The sequence below is a fragment of the Pseudomonadota bacterium genome, from assembly GCA_008501635.1.
Lineage (GTDB): Bacteria > Pseudomonadota > Gammaproteobacteria > QQUJ01 > QQUJ01 > QQUJ01.
This window is the reverse complement of record QQUJ01000018.1, coordinates 440985-462956: the sequence shown is the minus strand read 5'-3', so window position 1 is coordinate 462956 and position 21972 is coordinate 440985. Positions and strand designations below refer to the sequence as shown.

12 protein-coding genes, 1 tRNA gene and 1 pseudogene are annotated in these 21972 nt (G+C 61.5%); 5 read left to right on the top strand and 9 right to left on the bottom strand.

Going from position 1 to position 21972, the window contains the following annotated elements; translation table 11 throughout:
- The first annotated feature begins 2 nt into the window (after positions 1–2).
- Entirely contained in the window at positions 3–710 is a 708-nt protein-coding gene (locus DWQ09_12135) for a Crp/Fnr family transcriptional regulator (protein KAA3628026.1), read from the top strand.
- Positions 711–890: 180 nt separating this feature from the next.
- On the opposite strand, the gene DWQ09_12130 is transcribed toward DWQ09_12135, so the two are convergent.
- The 4 genes from DWQ09_12130 to DWQ09_12115 form a co-directional block, all read right to left on the bottom strand.
- Entirely contained in the window at positions 891–1223 is a 333-nt protein-coding gene (locus DWQ09_12130) for a DUF1840 domain-containing protein (GenBank protein KAA3628025.1), read from the bottom strand.
- Between the two features lie 99 nt (positions 1224–1322).
- On the bottom strand, positions 1323–1823 hold the full coding sequence (locus DWQ09_12125) for a hypothetical protein (GenBank protein ID KAA3627893.1): 501 nt from the start codon (positions 1821–1823) through the stop codon (positions 1323–1325).
- Positions 1824–1866: 43 nt separating this feature from the next.
- Entirely contained in the window at positions 1867–2199 is a 333-nt protein-coding gene (locus tag DWQ09_12120; GenBank protein KAA3627892.1) for a BON domain-containing protein, read from the bottom strand.
- Positions 2200–2234: 35 nt separating this feature from the next.
- Entirely contained in the window at positions 2235–3689 is a 1455-nt protein-coding gene (locus DWQ09_12115) for a diguanylate cyclase (protein KAA3627891.1), read from the bottom strand.
- A 503-nt stretch (positions 3690–4192) separates the two neighbouring features.
- On the opposite strand from DWQ09_12115, the gene DWQ09_12110 reads away from it, so the two are divergent.
- A complete protein-coding gene (locus DWQ09_12110; protein KAA3627890.1) occupies positions 4193–4912 on the top strand; it encodes a Crp/Fnr family transcriptional regulator in 720 nt (239 codons plus the stop codon).
- A 270-nt stretch (positions 4913–5182) separates the two neighbouring features.
- Here the strand turns inward: DWQ09_12110 and DWQ09_12105 are convergent, their stop codons facing one another.
- On the bottom strand, positions 5183–5812 hold the full coding sequence (locus DWQ09_12105) for a Crp/Fnr family transcriptional regulator (protein KAA3627889.1): 630 nt from the start codon (positions 5810–5812) through the stop codon (positions 5183–5185).
- Between DWQ09_12105 and DWQ09_12100 the strand changes: the two genes are divergently transcribed.
- Positions 5750–6985: a hypothetical protein gene (locus tag DWQ09_12100; GenBank protein KAA3627888.1), complete on the top strand. Its 1236-nt coding sequence runs from the start codon at positions 5750–5752 to the stop codon at positions 6983–6985. The two genes, DWQ09_12105 and DWQ09_12100, sit on opposite strands and share 63 nt — an antisense overlap.
- On the opposite strand, the gene DWQ09_12095 is transcribed toward DWQ09_12100, so the two are convergent.
- From DWQ09_12095 to DWQ09_12085, 3 genes and pseudogenes are all read right to left on the bottom strand, one after another.
- The gene (locus DWQ09_12095) at positions 6814–15462 is read right to left on the bottom strand and encodes a cyclic beta 1-2 glucan synthetase (protein KAA3627887.1); all 8649 of its coding nucleotides are present in this window, start codon (positions 15460–15462) and stop codon (positions 6814–6816) included. The genes DWQ09_12100 and DWQ09_12095 overlap by 172 nt on opposite strands.
- A gap of 1192 nt (positions 15463–16654) precedes the next feature.
- Positions 16655–16995, bottom strand: a pseudogene (locus DWQ09_12090) (ABC-F family ATPase).
- Between the two features lie 1026 nt (positions 16996–18021).
- A tRNA-Ser gene (locus DWQ09_12085) sits at positions 18022–18112 on the bottom strand.
- Between the two features lie 52 nt (positions 18113–18164).
- On the opposite strand from DWQ09_12085, the gene DWQ09_12080 reads away from it, so the two are divergent.
- A complete protein-coding gene (locus DWQ09_12080) occupies positions 18165–19010 on the top strand; it encodes a pentapeptide repeat-containing protein (protein KAA3627886.1) in 846 nt (281 codons plus the stop codon).
- Here the strand turns inward: DWQ09_12080 and DWQ09_12075 are convergent.
- Entirely contained in the window at positions 19007–19852 is an 846-nt protein-coding gene (locus DWQ09_12075) for a YdcF family protein (protein ID KAA3627885.1), read from the bottom strand. The genes DWQ09_12080 and DWQ09_12075 overlap by 4 nt on opposite strands.
- A gap of 56 nt (positions 19853–19908) precedes the next feature.
- Here DWQ09_12075 and DWQ09_12070 point away from each other — a divergent pair, with 56 nt between their 5' ends.
- A complete protein-coding gene (locus DWQ09_12070; protein ID KAA3627884.1) occupies positions 19909–21963 on the top strand; it encodes a molybdopterin oxidoreductase family protein in 2055 nt (684 codons plus the stop codon).
- The last annotated feature ends 9 nt before the right edge of the window (positions 21964–21972 follow it).

Genomic DNA, 21972 nt, shown 5'->3' with positions numbered 1-21972 from the left:
ACGTGCCGCCCACCCCCGTTGCCACTATCGGCAATCGGTTACTTGCCGCCTTGCCGCGCAAAGACAGCCAGCGTTTTGCGGCAGATTGCAAGCCGATCTATCTGACATTTGGCGAGAGCCTGGCCGAGCCTGGCGAGCGCATTCGCCATGTCTACTTTCCCACCGAGAGTTTCATTTCCCTGACCACGCCCAGCGACCGCGGCACTACCCTTGAGGTTGGGCTTATCGGCGATGAGGGCATGCTCGGGATTTCACTGCTCCTCGGCGTGAATGTCTCGCCTCTGCGCGCCCTGGTGCAGGGGGCAGGCCCGGCGCTGCGCATGAACGCGGCATCGTTTAACCGCGAGCTCGAGCAAAACCAGGTACTCGAACGCGTCATAAAGCGCTACGTCTACGTGCTATTGAGCCAGATTGCACAGACCGCGGCCTGCACCCACTTTCATCAGGTCGAGGCGCGCCTCGCACGTTGGCTGCTGATGACACACGACCGGGCGCACTCGGACAGCTTTCATGTCACGCAGGAATTCCTCGCCTATATGCTGGGTGTGCGTCGCGTCGGCGTCACCAAGGCCGCCAGTGCCCTGAAGCGGCGTAAGCTGATCCACTATAGCCGCGGTGCAATTACGATTCTTGACCGCAGCGGCCTCGAGGCGGCAACCTGCGACTGCTACGCGATTGACAGGACCACCTATGCGCGCGTCATGGGTTAGCGCCGCGTCCAGCCCGCATTTTGCACGAAGACAGACCGCCGAGATCTCGGGTTTTGCAAGCAGTCGAATGGATGGGGCTTAGGCAGGGCTCAGCGGCAGGGTTACGATCCGTCCTGTTCGGCCTCAGGCCCAGGCCATTGACCTTGGCCCGAGAATCAGGTTGGTCGTTGACTGTCGCCATCAACTGACTGTGCCCGATTGCGGGTTGCTGTCCCACATCACATAGCACTCGGCCCTGGTCGCGGCCCTGAGCAGTTCGACCACGGGCAGAGCGCGGTGATGGAGACTGACGGCGGGTTCCTCGTCCTCTACCGGAGAGGATACTCCCGGCCCCGGCGACTGCCCCTCCAGCGCCAGCGCCGCCTCCAGCCGCTCGAGCGCCAGCGGAACATCGGCGGCATCAAGCGCACCGGGTATCGTTCCGCTGTGTCCCATCATCCTGAGCAGGTGGATCGCCACATCGCCGAACAGGGTGATATCCGCATAGGCTGGGCAGGAAAAAGTTACCAGCATGATCACACCCCCTCTCTCGTCAAAGTCCAGGTATCGACCAGCAAACCGTTGGAAGGGTCCCGGACGGGTTTACGACAAGACATCGGTGAGATAGGCGGGCTAGATCCATATCGCAACGGCACACCGCGGGCCTTCGCGCCCCGGCGCCGGCACGACCGGCCACGCAGAACGTGCGCCCGGTTCCAGTGCGATGTATTCCCACAGGGCGGTGCGCAGTCGCTGGACCGGTTGGACGACGCGATCCTTGGCACCCCATTGCCCCTCTGTGTACCCCATTGCCCGGCCGCTGCGCGGGTCGCCGACAGCGGCAGGCTGCCACGGGCCGGCCACGTCAAACCGGCGCCGACCCGTGACGATTTGGGGAGGAACCAGGTGCTCCATGCGCCCTGGCAACAGTGGGCTTCGCAGTGCACGAAAGCGGGAAACAAGACATGTGCCGGGAATTTCAAACGTCATGCCATCGCCCCGGTTCACCGCGACCGGCCCGTACTCACCCACGAACACCACCCGTGCGGCGTAGGCGACGGCCGTATCCCGGCCGATACCGGACAGCGCGGCACCGCCGAGAACGAGGGTCAGACCGATCACAATCAACACCATGCGCCTGTCTGGATGGCCGGGGTTGAACACCTTCGATCCCCTGTCACTTCATCTTCATGTCGTTCTTAACGGATTTCACGCCCGCAACCCCGCGCGCCACCGTGACAGCCCGATCGATTTCACTTTGGGATCCCACGAAGCCGCTCAGTTGCACCACGCCCCTGAAGGTCTCGACGTTGATATCCAAGACCTTGAGCATCGGGTCGCGGAGTATGGCCGCCTTAACCTTGGTGGTGACGACGGTGTCGTCGAAGTATTCGCCGGTCCCTGACTGCGTCTGCGTGGAGGCGCAGCCGGCAATGCTGACCAGGCCCGCGCCGGACACCAGGGTCGCGGTCAGGAACAGGGCGGAAAGAGCTGAATTGCTGGATTTCATTTCGGGAGTCTCCAAATGTGGAAGTTCAGGCTGTTTCAGTCCCGCCTGCGGCTGCAATCGGCAGCAAAGAACCGGTAACCGTTCCGGCCACTTGCCTTTGCCTGGTACATGGCGGTATCGGCGTATTGCATGAGGGTCACTGGGTCGTCACCGTGATCCGGGTAGACACTGATGCCGACGCTCGCGCTCACCCGCACTTCGATGCCCTCGATGTTCTTCGGCTCCGCCAGGCTTGCAATCACCTGCTCGGCGACCTGCGCAGCATCCTTCGAATGTGCGATTTCCGCCAGCAGGATCACGAACTCGTCACCACCGCGCCGACAAATCGTGTCCGTGGCTCGTACGCAGGTCTGCAGTCGCGCCGCGACCGTCTGCAGGAGCCGGTCGCCGATCAGGTGTCCAAACGAATCGTTGACGAACTTGAAATCATCCAGGTCGAGAAACAGCACTGCCACTTGCCTGTGGTTGCGGCGCGCCAGGCCGATTGCCTGGGACAACCGCTCCGTCAGTAGCGCGGAGTTCGGCAAGCCGGTGAGAAAATCGTGCCAGGCCAGGTGCTCCATCTGTTCTGCCCGAGTGCGCGATTGAGCCGCGTCGTGGAACACGATCACCGCGCCGGTGACCCCGCCGTTACGGTCGTGGATGGGCGCGACGGAGTCCTCGATCTCGACCTCGGAACCATCGCGGCGCACCAGGGTACAACCCATGGCCAAACCCACCGTCTGGTTTTTGTCCATGGCCTGTTGTGCCGGATTCATGGCCACGGCGCGCGTCGTCCCGTCGATGATGCGGAACACCTCGGCCAGCGGCCGACCCAAGGCTTCATCATGGGACCAGCCGGTCATCGTCTCCGCCTCCAGATTCAGATAGGTCACCGTGCCCGCCTGATCGGTGGTCAGCACTGCGTCACCGATGAAGTCGAGCATGACCTGGGCACGTTCCTTTTCCGCGAACAGGGCCTCTTCCGCCGCCTGCAACTCCGCCTCCACGGATTTGCGCGCGACAATGTCTTCAACAATCAGCAGGCTGATGTTCTGCTCGCCTCGGTTTGGCGCCACGGCTGCGTTCAGGCGCGTCCAAACCACGCTGCCATCGCACCGCCGCACCACGCGGATCTCCGACTGGAACGGCTTCCGGTTCCTCGCGGCGACCTGCCGCCCGGACAACACGCGCTGCCAGTCCTCCGGGTGTACCGCGTTGATCCACTGCGTGCCGAGCGCCTCTTTCATTGTCAGCCCGGTGATCTTGCGAAAAGCGGCGTTGGCATAGATGCAGTTGTCCTGCGCGTCGGATATAACCATGCCCAACAGGGAGGCATCGCAGAGTCGTTTCATCCATTGAAGGTTGAGCGGATCGTCGCTACTGCACTCAAGGGCATGGTGCATCGCGTCGGCGTCGACTCGGTCGGAATGCGCTTTGAGCTCCGCGACTGCTGGCTGGTTGTAAGACTGATCGGCTGCGCCGATGGGATATCGATCCATTTTCCCCATCCTTATCTCCCTGTGGCTAGGACTACACTCCTCAAATGACCGCAATTGCAGGTGCTATCCTCACAGCATTTGACCTGCTTCTCGGCGTCTTAGCGCGTCAGGGCGCAAACCTCCTGAACACTGCCGGCAAGCTCGTCGCGATTACCGGCGATGACATCGATTTGATCCTCATTGAGCTTGCGTCACCGAGACTGCACCGTGCTCTCGAACTGTTTCCAATTGCCTTGAACGAAATCCCGGTTCATATCCGGCTCGCTTTCGTCCACGATTCCGTCTGAGGAAATCAGCGTATGGCGGGCTGCAACCGTCGTCTGTACGTTACCGTACACAGCGCCCGCCTGGCCTGGTGGCGAACTCGCCATTGACCTGCACCGGGGTGGACTCGGCGCGTGGGCATTTTTTGTCTGTGCGCCGTATGACGCAGTGGTGCGGTGCTATAATTCGGTATTCATCGCCTTCGCGGCAGGCGTCATCAACGCCTTAGGTCCGCGCGGGGTTTCGCTATGAAAAACGCTCAAAACCCGGGCGACAATCACCTGCTCGCCGCCCTTCCGGCAATCGAACGCGCGCGCATCTTTCCCGATCTGGAACCAGTGGAAATGGCGCTGGGCGATACGGTCTCTTCCCCGGGCCTGCCGATGCGCCACGTCTATTTCCCGACCACCGCCATCGTCTCGCTGCTCCATATCATGGAGGATGGCGCCTCGGCGGAGATCGCCGTGGTCGGCAACGAAGGGATCGTCGGCGTGGCGCTGTTCATGGGGGGCGAGACCACGTCCAGTTGGTCGGTGGTGCAAAGCGCCGGCCACGCCTATCGGCTGACCGGGCAGCACCTGAAGAATGAGTTCTTTCGCGGCGGTCCGATGCAGCGGCTGTTGCTGCGCTATACCCAGGCGCTACTGACCCAGATGGCGCAAACGGCGGTGTGCAACCGGCACCACTCCGTGGACCAGCAACTGTGTCGCTGGCTACTGTTGAGCCTGGACCGCCTGCCGTCCAACCAGCTGACCATGACCCAGGAACTGATCGCCAATATGCTGGGCGTACGCCGCGAGGGTGTGACCGAGGCCGCCGGGAGGTTGCAGAGCGCCGGGCTCATTCATTATGCCCGCGGCAAGATCACCGTCCTCGATCGGCCGGGATTGGAGAAGCGGGTCTGCGAGTGCTACCAGGTGGTCAAGACAGAGTCCGAGCGCCTGATGCCAGGCAAGCTCGACGCCTGATTGCGTTTTATCGAACGCAGGTGGGTGCAGGCTGCCACCCACCACCACTTCCTAAGCCATCGCCAACCGCCTTCGCCTGTCCGAACGACCGTAACGATCATTCGGATACACAGCACGATTCAAGCGGATGCATCCCGTAATCGCTCTTTAGATGGCCAGTTTGGCGCATCACAGAAGCCTGCGAGTCAGCAAATTGGCGTGCGCCTGGCCCGCCGTCCGTGCGCCGGCGTGCAATGCGGCCGATGGGCTTGCCCGACACGCCGGGGCGTTTCACCTGGGCGGTGAGAGGCGATCACACTCCGTCTTGACCACCTGGTAGCATTCGCAGACCGCGCGCTCCAGGCCACGACGGTCGATGATCGTAATGTGACCGCGTCGGTAACGGATCAGTCCGGCTTTGTGGAGTCGATGGGCTGCGACCGATACGCCTTCCCGGCGCACGCCCAGCATGTTGGCTATCAACTCCTGAGTCATGACCAGCTCATCGGATTCCAGCCGGTCGTGGCTCAGCAGTAGCCAGCGGCACAGTTGCTGCTCTACCGAGTGGAGCCGATTGCACACGGCGGTCTGCGACATCTGCGTGAGCAATGCCTGCGTGTAGAGCAGCAACAGCCGATGCAGTTCTGCAATTCGCCTGAATTCGTCGCGAAAGAATTTAAGCCCCAACCGGAAGGCGTCGCCCGCGCTTTGAACCACGGCCCGATTAGGCGTCGTATCACCGCCCATGAACACGGCGATGCCCACGACGCCGTCACAGCCAACGACCCCCATCTCGGCCGAGGTACCGTTCTCCATGGTATAGAGCAGCGAAACGATGGCGGTGGTGGGGAAGTAGACGTGCGAAAGCGTCTCGTCCGGCTCGTAGATCACCTGCCCCAAGGCCAGTTTAACCGGTTCCATAGTGGGTTGAAGACGACCCAGAACATCCGCGGGAAGCGCTGCGAGCAGGCGGTTTCGCTTCAGATCGCCGAGTTTCTCGCTGGAATTCACTTCACGATCACCTTTTTTGCGGTAGTCCTGCCAGTCGTCGCAGGTCGCGTTTCACCACGTTGCGCAGCACACACCGAGCTTACCAGATATGTGCGGTCCCGGACATATCGCCCATTCGCTTTGACCACCGCACACAGCCGTCAGCAGCGACATGGGGAAGGAAGGCAACCGCCAAGCGGCCGGGTGCCGTTCGCCGTGTTCTTGACTAAGGCCTCGGCGGCCCGTCTCGACTGTCTTTCCGCCGGGACGAACAACCTCGCCCAGTACATTCTCGCGGCAGACCGAATGAACGCTCGGGTCACGGCGCCGAGCGACACCCTGCATCCCGCCGTTCTCAACGCAATCAACATGATAATCCGCGACGCCCACGCCCACTTCCAGAGTACGCCTGTGAGTGTGTGCGGCGAAATGGCCGGCGATGCCGCCGCAGCGCTCGTGCTTCTCGGCAGGGGGGTCGATGCCCTGAGCATGCGCCCCGCCGGTTTCGGACGCGTCAAGCTGGCGATTCGTACTTACACGTTGAAACGAGCACGGGCGCTCGGTGATACGGTCGGTCGTGAGGTACGCCGCGCCCGTCTGGGTGACCGGGAACCCGATACCGTCACCGGCAACGGCCATGAGCAGGCCCTTGTCCCTTCAACGGGGCGCAAGTCGCGGCTGGCGTGGTTCGCCAAAGTCCCCAACACGGGTGCCGAAGGCGTCAAACAAGCAGTGCTCGAACTGCTGGAGCCACTCGCTGAGCGCGTCCACACCGTAACGTCGGACAACGAAGAGGTATTTGCCCACCATGAGAGCAGCGCGAAGGCATTGTCGGCGCCCACGTGTTCCGGGACATTATCCACAGCTGAAACCGCCACGCCCGCCCATATCCAGTGGTCACCAGGCAGGGATATGGGCAATGCAAAACACCTTCAGATCAAATCAACCTCGACGTTATGCTCCCGGCGGTCGTCCACAAGGGGAATCATGCCTTGCGCGCGCCCTGTCCCATCCACGCCAGCTCCAGCTACCACGGCACCGTCTACCGTCACGCGGATCGCTGGCTCCGACTTTTCACCGATGCGCCTGACTGTGATGTGGTAGAAGGTCTCGCGATAGCGGTAGTGAATTTTGTACGACTCCCAATGGGCCGGGATACACGGTGCAATGCGCAGATGATCCAATTCCAGGCGCAGGCCCAGTAGTGTTTCCACGATCAGCCGGTACATCAGACCCGCCGCCCCGGTGTACCAGCTCCAACCGCCCCGGCCTGTATGGGGGGGTGCGCCGTAGACATCCGCGCACATGACATACGGCTCGACCCTGTAGCGTTCGATCGCCTCGGGCGTGCTGCCGTGATGGACGGGATTGAGCATGGCGTACAACTCCCATGCGCGTTCCCTGTCATTCAACATCGCAAACGCCATCGTGGTCCAGATCGCGGCATGGGTATATTGGCCACCGTTCTCGCGCACGCCGGGGATATAGCCCTTGATGTAGCCGGGCTCCAGCGCGGACTTGTCGAAGGGCGGGTCGAGCAGTTGGATTAACCGCGCATCGCGTCGTACCAGGCGTTGGTCCACCGCCGCCATCGCCTGGCGAGCCCGCAGGGGATCACCAGCGCCGGAAATAACCGCCCAGCTCTGGCTGATCGAATCGATCTGGCATTCATCGTTGCTGGCCGAGCCGAGCGGGGTGCCGTCGTCGAACCAGGCGCGCAGGTACCAGGCGCCATCCCAGGCCTGGGCCTCGATGTGGGTACGCAGTTGCGCCGCCTGGCCGCTGCATACCTCGGCAAAGGCCTCGTCGTCCCGGCCACGTGCCAGGCCCGCGAACAATTCAAGGTTCTCGACCAGGAACCACGCCAGCCACACACTTTCGCCACGGCCCTCCTTGCCGACCAGGTTCATGCCGTCGTTCCAGTCGCCGCAGCCCATCAGCGGCAGGTGGTGGATGCCGAAGCGCAGCCCGTGCTTGATGGCACGCACACAATGCTCATACAGGCTGGCCGTTTCGGTTGAGCGTTGCGGCTGATCGTAGTAGGCCTCCTCTTCCGCATACAGCTCACGTCCTTCCAGAAAATGGACGGACTCGTCGAGCACCCCCGTATCGCCAGTCGCCAGCACGTAGCGACAGGTGGCATACGGCAGCCACAGATAGTCATCGGAGAAATGGGTGCGCACGCCCTGGCCGTTGGGCGGATGCCACCAGTGTTGCACATCACCCTGGACGAACTGGCGCTCGGCGCATCGGAGCAGGTGCTCGCGGGCGAGCCAAGGTGTCGTATGGATCAGCGCTAGGGTGTCCTGCAGTTGATCGCGGAACCCGTAGGCGCCGCCGGACTGGTAATAGCCGCTGCGGCCCCAGAGCCTGCAGGACAGGGTCTGGTAGATCAGCCAACCGTTAGCCAACACGTCCAACGCAGGGTCTGGCGTCTCCACACGCACCGCGCCCAGGGTGCGGTTCCAGTATTCCCATACCGATTCCAATGCCTGTCGAGCGCCAGCCGGTCCGCAGTATTGCTGGATGAAATGCTGCGCTTCGTCGGCGTTGCGGGCCGCGCCGAACACGAACACGATCTCGCGCTCTTGCCCGTCGGCCAGCTCGATCGGGGTCTGTATCGCGGCGCACGGATCAAGACCCGCGCCGGTCTTGTCCGACAAATGCATGCGGCGCATCGCCGCCGGGCTGGCCAGCGAGCCGTTGCGGCCAATGAACTCGGTACGGTTTCCGGACAGCGTGCGCTCCAGCTCGCTGACCTGCGCAAAGACGATCCGATTGGCGCATTCGCGGCCGTAGGCATTGCGGGCAAACAGCGCCCCACTGTGTGGATCCATCTCGGTAACAATATGCATCAGATTGGCGTGCCGCCACTCACCGAGCACCAGTTCCCAGTACCCGGTCAGCGACAATCGACGCGGGCGCCCGGAATGATTACACAGCTTCACTACCGCAAACTTCACCGGGGCGTCCATGGCGACGTAGGTGAACAGTTCCGAGGAGATACCGGCTTCGTAATGCTCGAACACGCTGTAGCCAAACCCATGCCGGCACACATACCCTGACCGACCGCAGGCGGGCAACGGCGTCGGTGACCAGAACGCACCCGTTTCCTCGTCGCGGATGTAGAACGCCTCGCCGCTGCTGTCGCTAAGCGGATCATTGTGCCAGGTGGTCAACCGGAATTCGTGCGCGTTTTCCACCCAGGTATACGCGCTGCCGCTCTCGCTGACGACCGTGCCAATGTGCGGGCTGGCGATGACATTGGCCCACGGCGCCGGCGTGCACTGACCTGGCTCGAGGGTGGTGACGTATTCGTGCCCGTCGGGTGTGAAGCCCCCCAGGCCATTGTAGAAAACGCGTTCGCGTGCCGACAGTGGATGGGCCGCTTCAGTCGCCGGTTTCAGCAATGGCTGCAGCTGGTCCGGCACACGATCTACCGGCGCGCGGCGTTCCATCTGCTCGACCAATGTCTCGGCGGTATCGGTGAACATGATGCGGGCGACGGATTGGAACAAGACCCGATCCTCTTCGGTAAGTTCTTCGGCGCGCCGCACAAAGACCCCGCCCGGCTTGTCGATGATGTGCGCCTCGGGACCCGCGTTGATCAGCCCCATGATCTGATCTTGCAGTACCGCCCGGTAGCCCGAGAAATCCTCGTTCACTATCACCAAGTCCACAGTCAAGCCCTTCATCCGCCAATAGGCATGGGCTTGCAACGCCTGTTTTACCAAATCGATGCGGTCCAGGTTGCCGATGTGTATCAGGATGATCGGCAGATCGCCCGAGACGCCGAAACGCCAAAGCCCGGTCTGACCCGACTGGTTGCGGGCAATGACGCTGGGCGCGGTACGACGCAAGGCATTGCCGTAAATGACGGAGCTGGCCAGGCGCCCATAGACCTGCGCATCGGCTTCGGTTGCGTTGAGATGGCGAAGTACTTCCTGACTCTGGAACCACGCCATCTCAAAAGCACGTTCAACAAAGTGGCGGTCACAATATTTGTCAATCAGCGCCAGTGCCGCCTCACGCGTATCTGCAACACCGGAGATGATCTGCACGGTCGCCGATGCGTCAGCCGGCAAGGTGATAGTACAGCGGATCGCTACGATGGGATCGAGCACCGAACCATCGGTGTTCGACAAAGTCAATGGGTTGTCACTGCCATCCAGCACCACTGGGTTGGCCGCCGTTCGGCCCCGGCCGATGAATCTGGCGCGGTCGGTCTCGTAAGACGGCTCATCGGCGATAGCACCGGGTGCCGCCAACAGGTGAAACATCCACGGTACCTGCTCCCCCGGTGTGCGGCGGCGGCGCGTGCAGAGGATCGCCTGCCGGTCGGGCAGGATTTCAGTCTGCACGAACAGATTGCTGAACGAGCGATGCGCCAGATCGGCATTCAACGGCGCCAACACCACTTCCGCGTAGCTCGTCACCTCGATGTGACGGGTGTGTGACGACTGGTTGGTGAGGTCGACACGGCGGATCTCGACGTCGTCTTCCGGTGAGACGCAGATCTCGGTGTGCGTGTCAATCGCATGGTCAAGCCGCCGGTATTCGGCGCACGCCTGCACGAAGATCGCCTCGTAGTGATCGGCCTCGCACAGTGTCGGTTGGTACGCGGTTGACCAATAATGCCCCGTGTCGCAGTCGCGCAAATAAATGAAGGTGCCCCAGCCATCGCAAGTAACATCCTCGCGCCAGCGAGTAACGGCCAGGTCGCGCCAGCGGCTGTAACCGCCACCGGCATGGGTCGCCACGACATGGTAGCGGCCGTTGGATAACAGGTGGACTTCAGGTATCGGGGTGTTCGGGTCGGCAAATACACGCATGATCGCGCCGGCTTCTGCGACGGCGGGTTGTGCGGCGGCGATCACTTCGGCCGCGTGCGGGTGCAACGTTGCCCCCTTCTTCGGTACACGTTCCTGCAGCAACAACTCGGTCGCCCGTGCGAGGGGATCTGACATGAAGCGGCGCTGCATCGGCTGGTCGAGCAATACATGCGCAAAAGCGAGCAGGCTCATGCCCTGGTGATGCGCCATGAACGCCCGCACGATGGCGTACGGCTTGCCGCGCGGCACGCGCGTTGGCGTGTAATCGACCGCCTCGTAGAACCCGTAAATACCGAGCAGACCTTCGGCGGCCAGCCGCTGCATGTTGCGACACGCCTCCTGTGGCATCACCGTCAGCGCCAATGCGCTGGCGTAAGGGGCGATGACCAGGTCGTCTCCCAGCCCGTGCTTGAGGCCCAGCCCGGGTACGCCAAAAGCCCGATATTGATAGACTTGGTGCATATCGGTGGCGTTATAGCAGGACTCGGAAATGCCCCACGGCACAGCACGTTGTCGGCCGTATTCGATCTGGCGCAATACCGCGGCCTTGCAGGTCTGATCCAACAAGGTGTTCTCATAACTCGGCATGATCAGCTGCGGCATGAGATATTCGAACATCGAGCCGCTCCACGAAATCAAGCTCACGTCGCCACCATGGCTGGTCAGCAGGCGGCCAAGTGAGAACCAATGTTTTTGTGGTACCTGTCCCTGCGCGATGAGCAGGAAACTGGCCAGGCGCGCTTCGGATGCCAGCAAGTCGTAGCAGGCCGGATCACGACGCCGTTCATCCACGTCGTAATCGATGCTCAGCAAGCAGCGCGACGTATCATAGAGAAATTCAAAATCCATCACTGCCAGTTTCTGGCAACGATCAACCAAATCGTCGATGATTCTGAGCCGTTCGACCACGCCCTTATAGCGTGGTCCTGCCCCCACCGCCGATGGCAGCGCTTCAGTTCCAACTGTTTTCTCTCTGGCCAATTCCGCCAATGTTGGGATAGTGGGGATGCGCCCTGGCCCCTGTTCAGGCCCCGGATCGGTTTCGGGCACCAGGAATCGAAGATCTTCGCGTATGGCGCAGGATTGCCGGTCAAATGCCCGCGCCCAGTAATACAGTTCGCCATCGATATCGATATCCGCTGGCAGCCACGCAACCAATCCTCCGCCAGTACGGTGAATCTCATCTAGCAAGCTATCGGCGGCGACCAGGGTTTGCGGCTTTCCGTTTAGGGTGAGTGAGTGCAGTGTGTCCTGCAGCAACCTGACCCTCTGCGCAAGATCCGGGGCGGGTGACGCGGGCAGATGTTCGACGAGTACCTGCAAGGTGTCCTGCAGCCCCTGAAACGCATTTGCTGACAGCACCGGTTGATCTTTCAACTCGGTCAGTCCCGCATGAAGAGTGAGCAGGCTACCGGCCAGGTTGCCGCTGTCCACCGAAGAGACAAATTGCGGGCGCAGCGGTTTCAGCGTGCGTGTGTCGTACCAGTTGTAAAAATGGCCGCGGTAGCGTTCCAGCTTTTCCATCGTCGCCAGTGTGTTCTCAACGAGGCGCAGCAATTCTCCGGCGGTGATATAACCAAAATCGTACGCCGCCAGGTCCGCCAGCAACGACATGCCGATGTTTGTGGGCGAGGTACGCGAGGCGATGGCCGGCGCCGGATACTCCTGGAAGTTATCGGGCGGCAGCCAGTTGTCCTCAGGACCGGTGAAATCCGCGAAGTAGCGCCAGGTTCGCCGGGCCGACGCCCGCAGGAATGCCTGTTGCTCTACGGTCAAGTCCAGTGCGGGGGGCACAAGCGGAATGCTGATCCACCAGCCAACGACGGGCGACGCCAGCCAGAGCAACAAGACAGGTGCCCAGAAGTACCACTCCACCGCGCGTGTTTGCCACAATGCAAAGGCCAGCCCCAGCGCCACAACAGGCGCGATCCACATCTCCACAAGCAAATCGGCCAGCGTACGGCGCGCGTTGCGGCTTGAATAGGAGCGCAGTTGCCAGAGTAACAATCCGCTGCGCGTGAACAGCATCCGCACACCCGAGCGCAGGATCGCATCCAGGTAAATCAGCGCGTCGTAGGGCAAAAAGACCAGTGTCAACAAAGCGAGCATCATTGGTCGGCATGTCGATTTGCTCGTCAGGATAAGATGCACCTGCCAATCACGTTCTTCAGCTTTACGGATAAGCTCGATCACAGCGCCAAGCAAGGTGGGCACGAGCACCACCCCCGCGACCAGCAGGGTCCAGAACCACGCCGACCCCGGACCAAACAACCAACCCCCTACCAGCAGTGCCAGTAACGATAACGGCACGAGGCTGCGTCGAAGGTTGTCGAGAATTTTCCATACCGACAAGGCGCTGAGCGGGTTCGGTTGCCGCGTTGGCTGCGATCCATTTGACCCGACCGAACTGGGCGGTCCGGGCACGCGCGGCAACAGCCAGCCGGAAAGCTGCCAGTCACCGCGTATCCACCGGTGTCGCCGGCTGCTCTCCATGGCGTAACTGGCCGGATGTTCTTCAATGAAGTCGACATCGGTCACCAATGCCGAGCGCGCATAGCCGCTTTCCAGTAAGTCGTGGCTGAGAATGAGATTTTCCGGGAAGCGGCCATCAACGGCCTGGCGAAAAGCGTCTACATCGTAGATACCCTTGCCGATGAACGACCCCTCACCGAAAATATCCTGATAGACATCCGATACCTCGCGCGTGTAGGGGTCGATACCTGATTCGCCCGCGAAAAGTCTGGTGAACCGTGACTGGCCGGCACTGGTCAGGCTGATCGAAGCGCGCGGTTGCAGAATCGCGTAACCTTCGACAATACGTTCCTTGCCCGCATCGTACACCGGCCGATTGAGTGGATGAGCGATGTTGCCGATCAGTGTGCGTGCCGCGTCGCGCGGTAGGTGCGTATCGGTATCCAGGGTGATGACGTACTTGATTGAAGCGAGGATGGATGCATCACCGACGATCTCCGAAAATGCCGTTTGCTCCTCGCCGCGCAGCAGGGCATTGAACTGCTCCAGTTTGCCGCGCTTGCGCTCATATCCCATCCACACCCGTTCGTAGGGATTCCACAACCTAGGCCGGTGAAACAGGTAGAAGATGCACGGCCGGTCCTCGCGGTAGGTAGCGTTGAGCGTCTGGACAGCGGCGCGCGCGTGGGCAAGCAGGGCGTCATCGCCCGGTAGCGCGCGCTCGGAGGCGTCACGGAAATCCGTGAGCAAGGCAAAGAACAGATTGGGATCTCGATTACCGAGGTAGCGTATTTCCAGGGCCTCAAGGAGATCATCAATCTCCTGCGGGCGGCTCAGCAAGGTGGGGACCACCACCATCGTGCGGTGTTGCGATGGAATGCCCTTGGAAAAATCCAGGCGTGGCAACGCGCGTGGCGGCAATACGAGCGTGACCAGCAGGTTCACCAGCGGGACGACAAACGCCGAGGTGCCGATGATGCCGGTAACTGCAAAAAACCAGGCACGCCAGTCACCCGGATCGAATCCTCCTAACGAGAAAAACACTCCCGATGTCGAAAGTAGCGTGAGCAACAGGATGGGGCCGAGGTAGAGCAACAGGCGGAAACGCTGTCCCAATCGACCGGCCCGCACCTTCCATGGCAAATGGCAGCCGACCGCGTGCTCCAGAGCCCGCCGTCCGTGATCGACCAGGTAATATCCGACATGCGCCGTGCGGTCGTTGCTGTCCAATCGCTCTGCCGCGGCCCGCGCGAGGGCAATGGCTTCGCGCGCCACCGCCAACTCACTGTGCGAACTATGCGCACAACCTCGGGCCACGTCCTCGATGACATGCCGGTAGCGATCGCGGGTGGCGAAGTCCTGACTGGCATGCATCCCCGCCGGGTCTTCACGCAGCGTCTGTTCGACGACACTGAGCGACTCGACGTAATCCCTCCAGTTCATTGCGCCGATAAAACGCAGACTGCCGATGCTGTTGGCTATGGAGATCTGGTTGGTCGCGGCCGTTCGCCCGGCTGCCGCCAACAATTGCGTTGCAGTCACCCCCTGTTCGAGCAGTTGTTGCTCAACCCAGGTTTGCACGAACGCCATAGCCGGCCCATGCGCCTGGAGTCTGGCGTAAAACTCCTCCACAAACGGCGCGGTCAGTGGCACATCGGCATTGGCAAACTCGGCGAGCAACTGGATAAGCTGTTTTGGCTCTACCTCGGCCGTCGTGAGCATGCGGTCCGCCCAAGTGATGGCCGTGTCGCGCTCTTCGCGCCGCCGGGCGATACGCAAGCCGACGCGGCGAAGATTCTCCAGCAGCGCCAACTGCAACATGATCGGAAATGCCCACAATTCGCCCAGTTTTAACGGCTCAACGGTCTGGTAGGCGGCAACGAGTTCGGTAACGTTATCGCTACCGACACGACCGTCCATGTGGGAGATCAACTGCAACGCCAGGTCATAGATGCGGGGAAACCCGGCTGACGAACTGTCAGCCAGTCGCGGCAATTGCCGGCTGTAGCCGCGCGGCAGATGCCGACGCGCCATGCTGATCTGCTGCTCAATCAGATAGAAATTGTCGAGCAACCAGGCCTCTGCCGGCACCATCCGTTGTCCCGGCGTGGCTGTCGCTGTCACGACGTCATACGCCGCCAGCAGGACGCGCTCATTGTCAGCCAGGCGTGGCAGTAACCGATCCGGCCCCGGACGCGGATCAATTCTGTGCTGGCCAGCCAGTATTACCGCGTGACGCTTCAGTTGCTCGATGCTGAACAGCTCCGAGCGCAGCAACTCAGTATCTCGATCGCTATACAGCGCACTCCGTGAGCGTGCCGACGATCCGAACTCTTTTTTGATGCCGATGACATGCTCCTGGTTCGTACTGGAGCTGACCAGCTCCGCACTGGCACTGCCGAAAACTCAAATCACATGTTTTCAGACCATCGGCCAGCAACCTGTCGTTCGTCATTTCCCGACGCTGGTTCGGCAGGAATTGAGATCAACATGATGAAAATGGAGAGCGTCGTAGGAACGTTAAGCTCAGGAAATCGAGGCCGAGGCTTTAGCGCTTGTCGACAGATGACTGCGTGCAGTAAAAGCCCCAACCTCTTCAACTGTGGTTACTGAGAAACCGCTGATTAAGTCTGGGTCGAGGGTCTGGGGTGATGAAATGATTCGGATCAAGGCGAAACGCCGAGCCGGAGCATTTCAGCCGCGAGACACCGATTCATGACTCGATCAGAGGTTTCCTGAGATAATGGATCCACTTTTACGCAGCTTGCCTTAGCTAAACAGATCGCCGAACGTCTGCTTTGATTCCTTTTTGGATTTCTTGGCAGCCTTCTTTTCTTTTGGCGTCATGGCCGGTTTCTTCTTACTTTCTTTGTTTCCTCTCTGTTCTTTGCTCATGTTTTTTGCTCCTGACAATGACAGGGGATATTCAGACCAACCATGACAGTTCCGTCCAACGGCGCCTGTTCAAGGGTGCCCTGCAAACCCGTTGCAAGGCGCTGAATATCCAGTGGGAGTAGTCCGTCCTTCGGGGACCGTGGGAATCCCGCAATCCGGCAAGAGAAATGCCAGAGTTCGCGGTGCTGGAAGAGAGTGTGGATTCTACCATACAAATGGGTTCTGAGCCCCAGCCGCTGTGATAGGCATATAGAAAACTCGCAACCAGGCCGCAGATACAACAAGGTAGACCAATGCGCATGGACACGGAGTGGTTGAAGCAGTCCGTCGGTCCGGGGCAAACATTCAGGATTGGTCACTCCGAATCCCTGTGAGATCCCCTTTTTTGTTGCGCCGCCAATCCAGGGCATGCCCTTCTTTGATGACTGCTCCGTGGTGCTTTTGGTTCCTTGAAAACAGAGAGACAACGGGTCAAGCCAAAGCCTGGCGGCTCAGGTAACTCTCTCAAGCGTGTCGTGTTGCGCGATTCGCTGGACAGTTGGTGTTCGCGCGTTTTGCTGGCGGCGGTGATCTACTCATCGTATTTGCCCTGTTAGATGCGCAGCTCGCCGTCATCCAGTTCTGCCCGTTGGGTGCAGACACTGTTCAGGACGTGGCGGTTGTGGAAGATAGTGATCAAGGTGGAGTTGCGCGCGTTGAGCACATTCTCCAGCCAGCGGTTGGTGTTGATATCGAGGTTATTGGTGGACTCGTCGATCAGCATGATGTGCGGATCGGTAAACAGCACCTAAGGCAAGAGGAACCGCAGTTTCCAGCCGGGGCCACGGCACTTATCGGGCTGTTGTGCTGCTCCAGGGGAGTAGCCAACCCCAGCAGCAACTCGCCGGCGCGGGATTCGGCGGTGTAGCCGTCGAACCCGGGAAACTCACCTCCAGTTCCGCAATCAGCACCCCCTTCCTTCGCTCGTCTCCGGCAGCGAACAGATGCGATCGCGTTCCAGTTTCACCTGCCAAAGATCAGCTGTGATCCATGATCACGGTGCACACCTCGTAGGCGAACCGGTTTGGTCGATACAGCATATGCGTGAATAGTAGAAGGCCTGCTACGGGTCAAATGGCTCAACCCCGATAAGATTGACCGTTTCTGCCAAATGAATGGCCTTCGAGCACCTTCGCCTGAACGAACCACGCACTGGATGAGTCTTTGCGTCGGGTATTCTACGTTCACTTGGGGGAAGAGCGAGGGATCAGCGGGCAGCACCCTCTCGCCGCTGCGCGGCCCATGCTGCGGTGCTGACGCGCCTTGTCGAACCGGCTGATTGAGTACCGAGGCTTCGAATCCAGCCATCGACAATCAATAAAAAACGGGGCACGAGGCCCCGTATTTTATTGATGGCGGAGAGGGAGGGATTACTCAGGGCTGCACCCTTCGCCCCTTCGGGGCCAGCGTCGCTTCGCTCCGCTGTTCTTCGCCGCCTGCGGCGGCTCGTCGAACCGGCTGATTGAGTACCGAGGCTTCGAATCCAGCCATCGACAATCAATAAAAAACGGGGCACGAGGCCCCGTATTTTATTGATGGCGGAGAGGGAGGGATTACTCAGGGCTGCACCCTTCGCCCCTTCGGGGCCAGCGTCGCTTCGCTCCGCTGTTCTTCGCCGCCTGCGGCGGCTCGTCGAACCGGCTGATTGAGTACCGAGGCTTCGAATCCAGCCATCGACAATCAATAAAAAACGGGGCACGAGGCCCCGTATTTTATTGATGGCGGAGAGGGAGGGATTACTCAGGGCTGCGCCCTTCGCCCCTTCGGGGCCAGCGTCGCTTCGCTCCGCTGTTCTTCGCCGCCTGCGGCGGCTTGTCGAACCGGCTGATTGAGTACCGAGGCTTCGAATCCAGCCATCGACAATCAATAAAAAACGGGGCACGAGGCCCCGTATTTTATTGATGGCGGAGAGGGAGGGATTCGAACCCTCGGTACGCTATTAACGTACACACACTTTCCAGGCGTGCTCCTTCAACCACTCGGACACCTCTCCGAAAGCGAGCGCGACAGGGTAAACCAGAAGCCTTGGGGTTGCAACGGAGCGCATGGCGGTAACGGAGGGCGGCAAGACAGCGGGCGTCAGGTTAGCTACCATCCATGAATGGTCCCTGATTACGGAGTCTGATTTGCACCCGCCCCCGCTACGTCTCGCCCTGTTTACCTCTGCGTTTCTGCTGATTGCCGTTACAGCCGGTCCGGCAAACGCGGGCTGCGAGGATCCGCCCGCACCCGGGGTCAACTGGAGCGGTTGCGATAAACGTGGTATCACGCTGGAAGGTGAGGATCTCCGCGGAGCCACCTTCAGTCATACATTGCTGGAGGGTGCCAATTTCAAGGATGCCCGTCTCGACGGCGCCGACTTCCAGCTGGCCGACCTGCGCGGCGCCAACCTGAGTGAAGCGCGGCTTTACAAGGCACGCTTCGTCGGTGCCAATCTGCAAGACGCCGATCTGAGTGGTGCATCGATTCGGGAGGGGCGTTTCGATCGTGCCAACCTGCGCAATGCTGTGCTCAACGGAGCCCGTCTGGACGGTGCCTCTTTCTACTCGGCGTCACTCGCCAGAACCCAGCTGGCGGGCGCCCAATTGGAAGAGGCCAACTTCGAGGAGGCCGATCTCTACCGCGCCGATCTCTCAGGGGTTGTGGCCCGCTCTGCCAGTTTCGTCGGCGCCATTCTCGAGGACGCCAACCTGGCAAATGCCGATCTGCAGCGTGCCCAGTTTCAAAAGGCCAGACTGTTGGGGGCTGATCTCAGCAATACCGATCTGACCCGCGTGAACCTGGTGGGCGCCGACCTCACCAACGCGAAGATCGACGGTGCTGTGCTGGACAACGCCAACTGGATCGATCGCCGTCGTTGCCGCCCCGGGTCCGTCGGGGCCTGCCGCTAACCCTTCACCCATCGGTACCAGACCGCCCCCAGCAACTCGTGCAGATAGAGCTGATTCTGGCGCAAGGCGGCGGCCGACGGCAGAAAAGTGACGAATCCCGCCCTCGCCCAACCGTGGGTAAAGAAACCGGTAGGGGCCGGGAGCACCTGAAAACCCTCCTGTTCGAACGACCACGCCGCGCGCGGCATGTGCCCTGCATGGGTCACCAGGACGACATGATCCACCAGATCGCTGCGCAGCAGATTGCGCGCCCGCCGCGCATCTTCCCGGGTGTTCAAGCTCCCCGCTGTTGCCCAGCGTACCGGCACGCCGAACTCCTGCTCGAGGATGGTGCGGATCCATACGGAGCTATCCTCGCCCTCGCCATAGGGATCGGCGCCGATGACGGCGATGGGCAGTCCGGTCTTGCGATTCAGATAAGCGGCGTACCGCACCCGTTCGAGTTCGTAGCGCCCCGAGGTGCTGGCACCGTACTCGGGTGCCCGGTAGTAGGTGGCGGCACTGATCACCACGATGGCGCCCGCCCCGCTGGCTCTGACCTGGGCGGGGGTCACGGCCGGCGTGGTCTCCAGCCATCCGGCCAGCACGGCCGAAATTGCCGGAGTACTGATCAGGTAGAGGCCCAGCCAGCCGGCGCCGAAGAGGGTCCAACCGCCACGACGTCGCAGTGCCAATAACACGGCGCCCAGCGCCAGGAGCACCAGGAATCCCAGCGGCGGCATGATCAGTGTTTCCAGAATTCGTGCCAGCGCAACAGACATGGCCCCTCCGCGAGGGCGCAGTGTAACGGCTTTCGGCGCCAGTGGCAGCCGCGGCGTGAACGCACATCGCTTGTCTCCCATTGCGGCTGCGGTTAGGCTGCCCCACTCTACCCAAGAGCCAAACCCTACAACGCGACATGAAATCCCGGATCGCCTACAGCGCCTGTCCTCACGACTGTCCCTCGACCTGCGCGCTTGAGGTCGAGTTGATCGACGAACGCACCATCGGCCGCATCCATGGTGCGCGCGCCAACAGCTACACTGCGGGTGTGGTCTGCGCCAAGGTGGCCCGATATGCCGAACGCGTCCATCACCCGGATAGACTGCAGACGCCTTTGCGGCGCGCCGGTCCCAAGGGCAGCGGCCAGTTCGAAGCGATCTCATGGGACGAAGCACTGAACGAGGTGGCCGAGGCCCTGCTCAAGGCGGAGCGGCAGCACGGCGGCGAATCGATCTGGCCTTATTACTACGCCGGCACCATGGGGCTGGTGCAGCGCGACGGCATCAACCGGCTGCGGCACGCCAAACGCTACGCCGGTCAGCACAAAACCATCTGCTCGACCATCGCCCGCGCCGGCTGGACGGCGGGAGCGGGCACGATTCGCGGCACCGATCCGCGCGAAATGGCCGAGTCCGATCTCATCGTCATCTGGGGCACCAACGCGGTAGCCACGCAGGTCAACGTGATGACCCATGTGGCACGCGCGCGCAAGAATTGTGGCGCCCAGGTGATCGTGGTCGATCCCTACCGCAACGCCACCGCCCAGACGGCCGATCGTCATATCGCCGTGCGCCCCGGGACCGACGGCGCCCTGGCCTGCGCCATGATGCAGGTGCTGTTCGAAGAGGGTTTCGCTGACCGCGATTACCTGACACGTTACACCGACGACCCGGCGCGCCTGGAAGCCCATCTCGCCACCCGCACTCCGAAATGGGCCAGCACCATTACCGGGCTGCCGGCGCGTGAGATCCGCGAGTTTGCACGCATCTATGGGCGCGCCAAACGCAGCTTCCTTCGCATCGGCTATGGCTTTACCCGATCGCGCAACGGGGCGGCCAATCTGCACGCGGTAAGCTGCCTGCCGGCCATTACCGGCACCTGGCAACACCGCGGTGGCGGCGCACTCTACGCCAACAGCGCCCTCTATCACTGGGACACCACGCTCATCGACGGCACAGACGTGGCCGACCCCAGTATCCGTCAACTCGACATGACCCGCATCGGCGCCGTGCTGACCGGCGACCGGCGTGATCTCGGCGATGGTCCACCGATCACCGCGATGCTGATCCAGAACACCAACCCCATGACCGTGGCACCGGATCAGAATCGGGTGCACCAGGGATTCGCCCGCGAGGATCTCTTCGTCTGCGTCCACGAGCAGTTCATGACCGAAACCGCACGGATGGCCGACATCGTCCTGCCGGCAACCACGTTCCTGGAGCACGACGACCTCTACCAGGCCGGAGGGCATACTCACCTGCTGGTCGGTCTGCAAGCCATTGAACCTCTCGCCGAAGCGCGCTCCAATCACCGCGTGATCTGCGATCTGGCGCAACGCCTGGGGGCCGAGCATGCCGGTTTCCAGATGACCGCACGCGAACTGATCGACGCCACCCTCAGCGCATCGGGTTGGCCGGCGGTCGATCAACTGGGTGAACACCCCTGGCACGATTGTGCGCTCCCGTTCGAGGAGGCCCACTTCCTCAACGGTTTCGGTCATGCGGACAAACGTTTCCGATTCGCCCCCGACTGGCAGGCGCTGGGGCCGCTGGGCTCCGCGATGCCCGCGTTGCCCGATCACTGGGCGGTAACCGATGAGCAGAACGCCGAGCATCCCTTCCGTCTGGTGACTGCACCGGCGCGGAATTTTCTGAACACCAGTTTCACCGAAACCCCGGGCTCCCGCAGCCATGAAGGCCGGCCCGAAGTGATGCTGCACCCCGACGATGCCGCCGACCTCGGCATCGTGGAGGCGGCCATGGTGCGGGTCGGCAATCGCCAGGGGGAGATCCGCCTCCATGCCCGCCTGTTCGATGGCCTGCAGCGCGGCGTGGCGATCATCGAGAGCATCTGGCCCAATGCCGATTTCATCGACGGGCGCGGACTCAACACCCTCACCAGCGCCGACCCGGCCGCGCCCAACGGGGGCGGCGTCTTTCATGACACCGCCGTGTGGATACGGCCCGCATAAACGACGGAA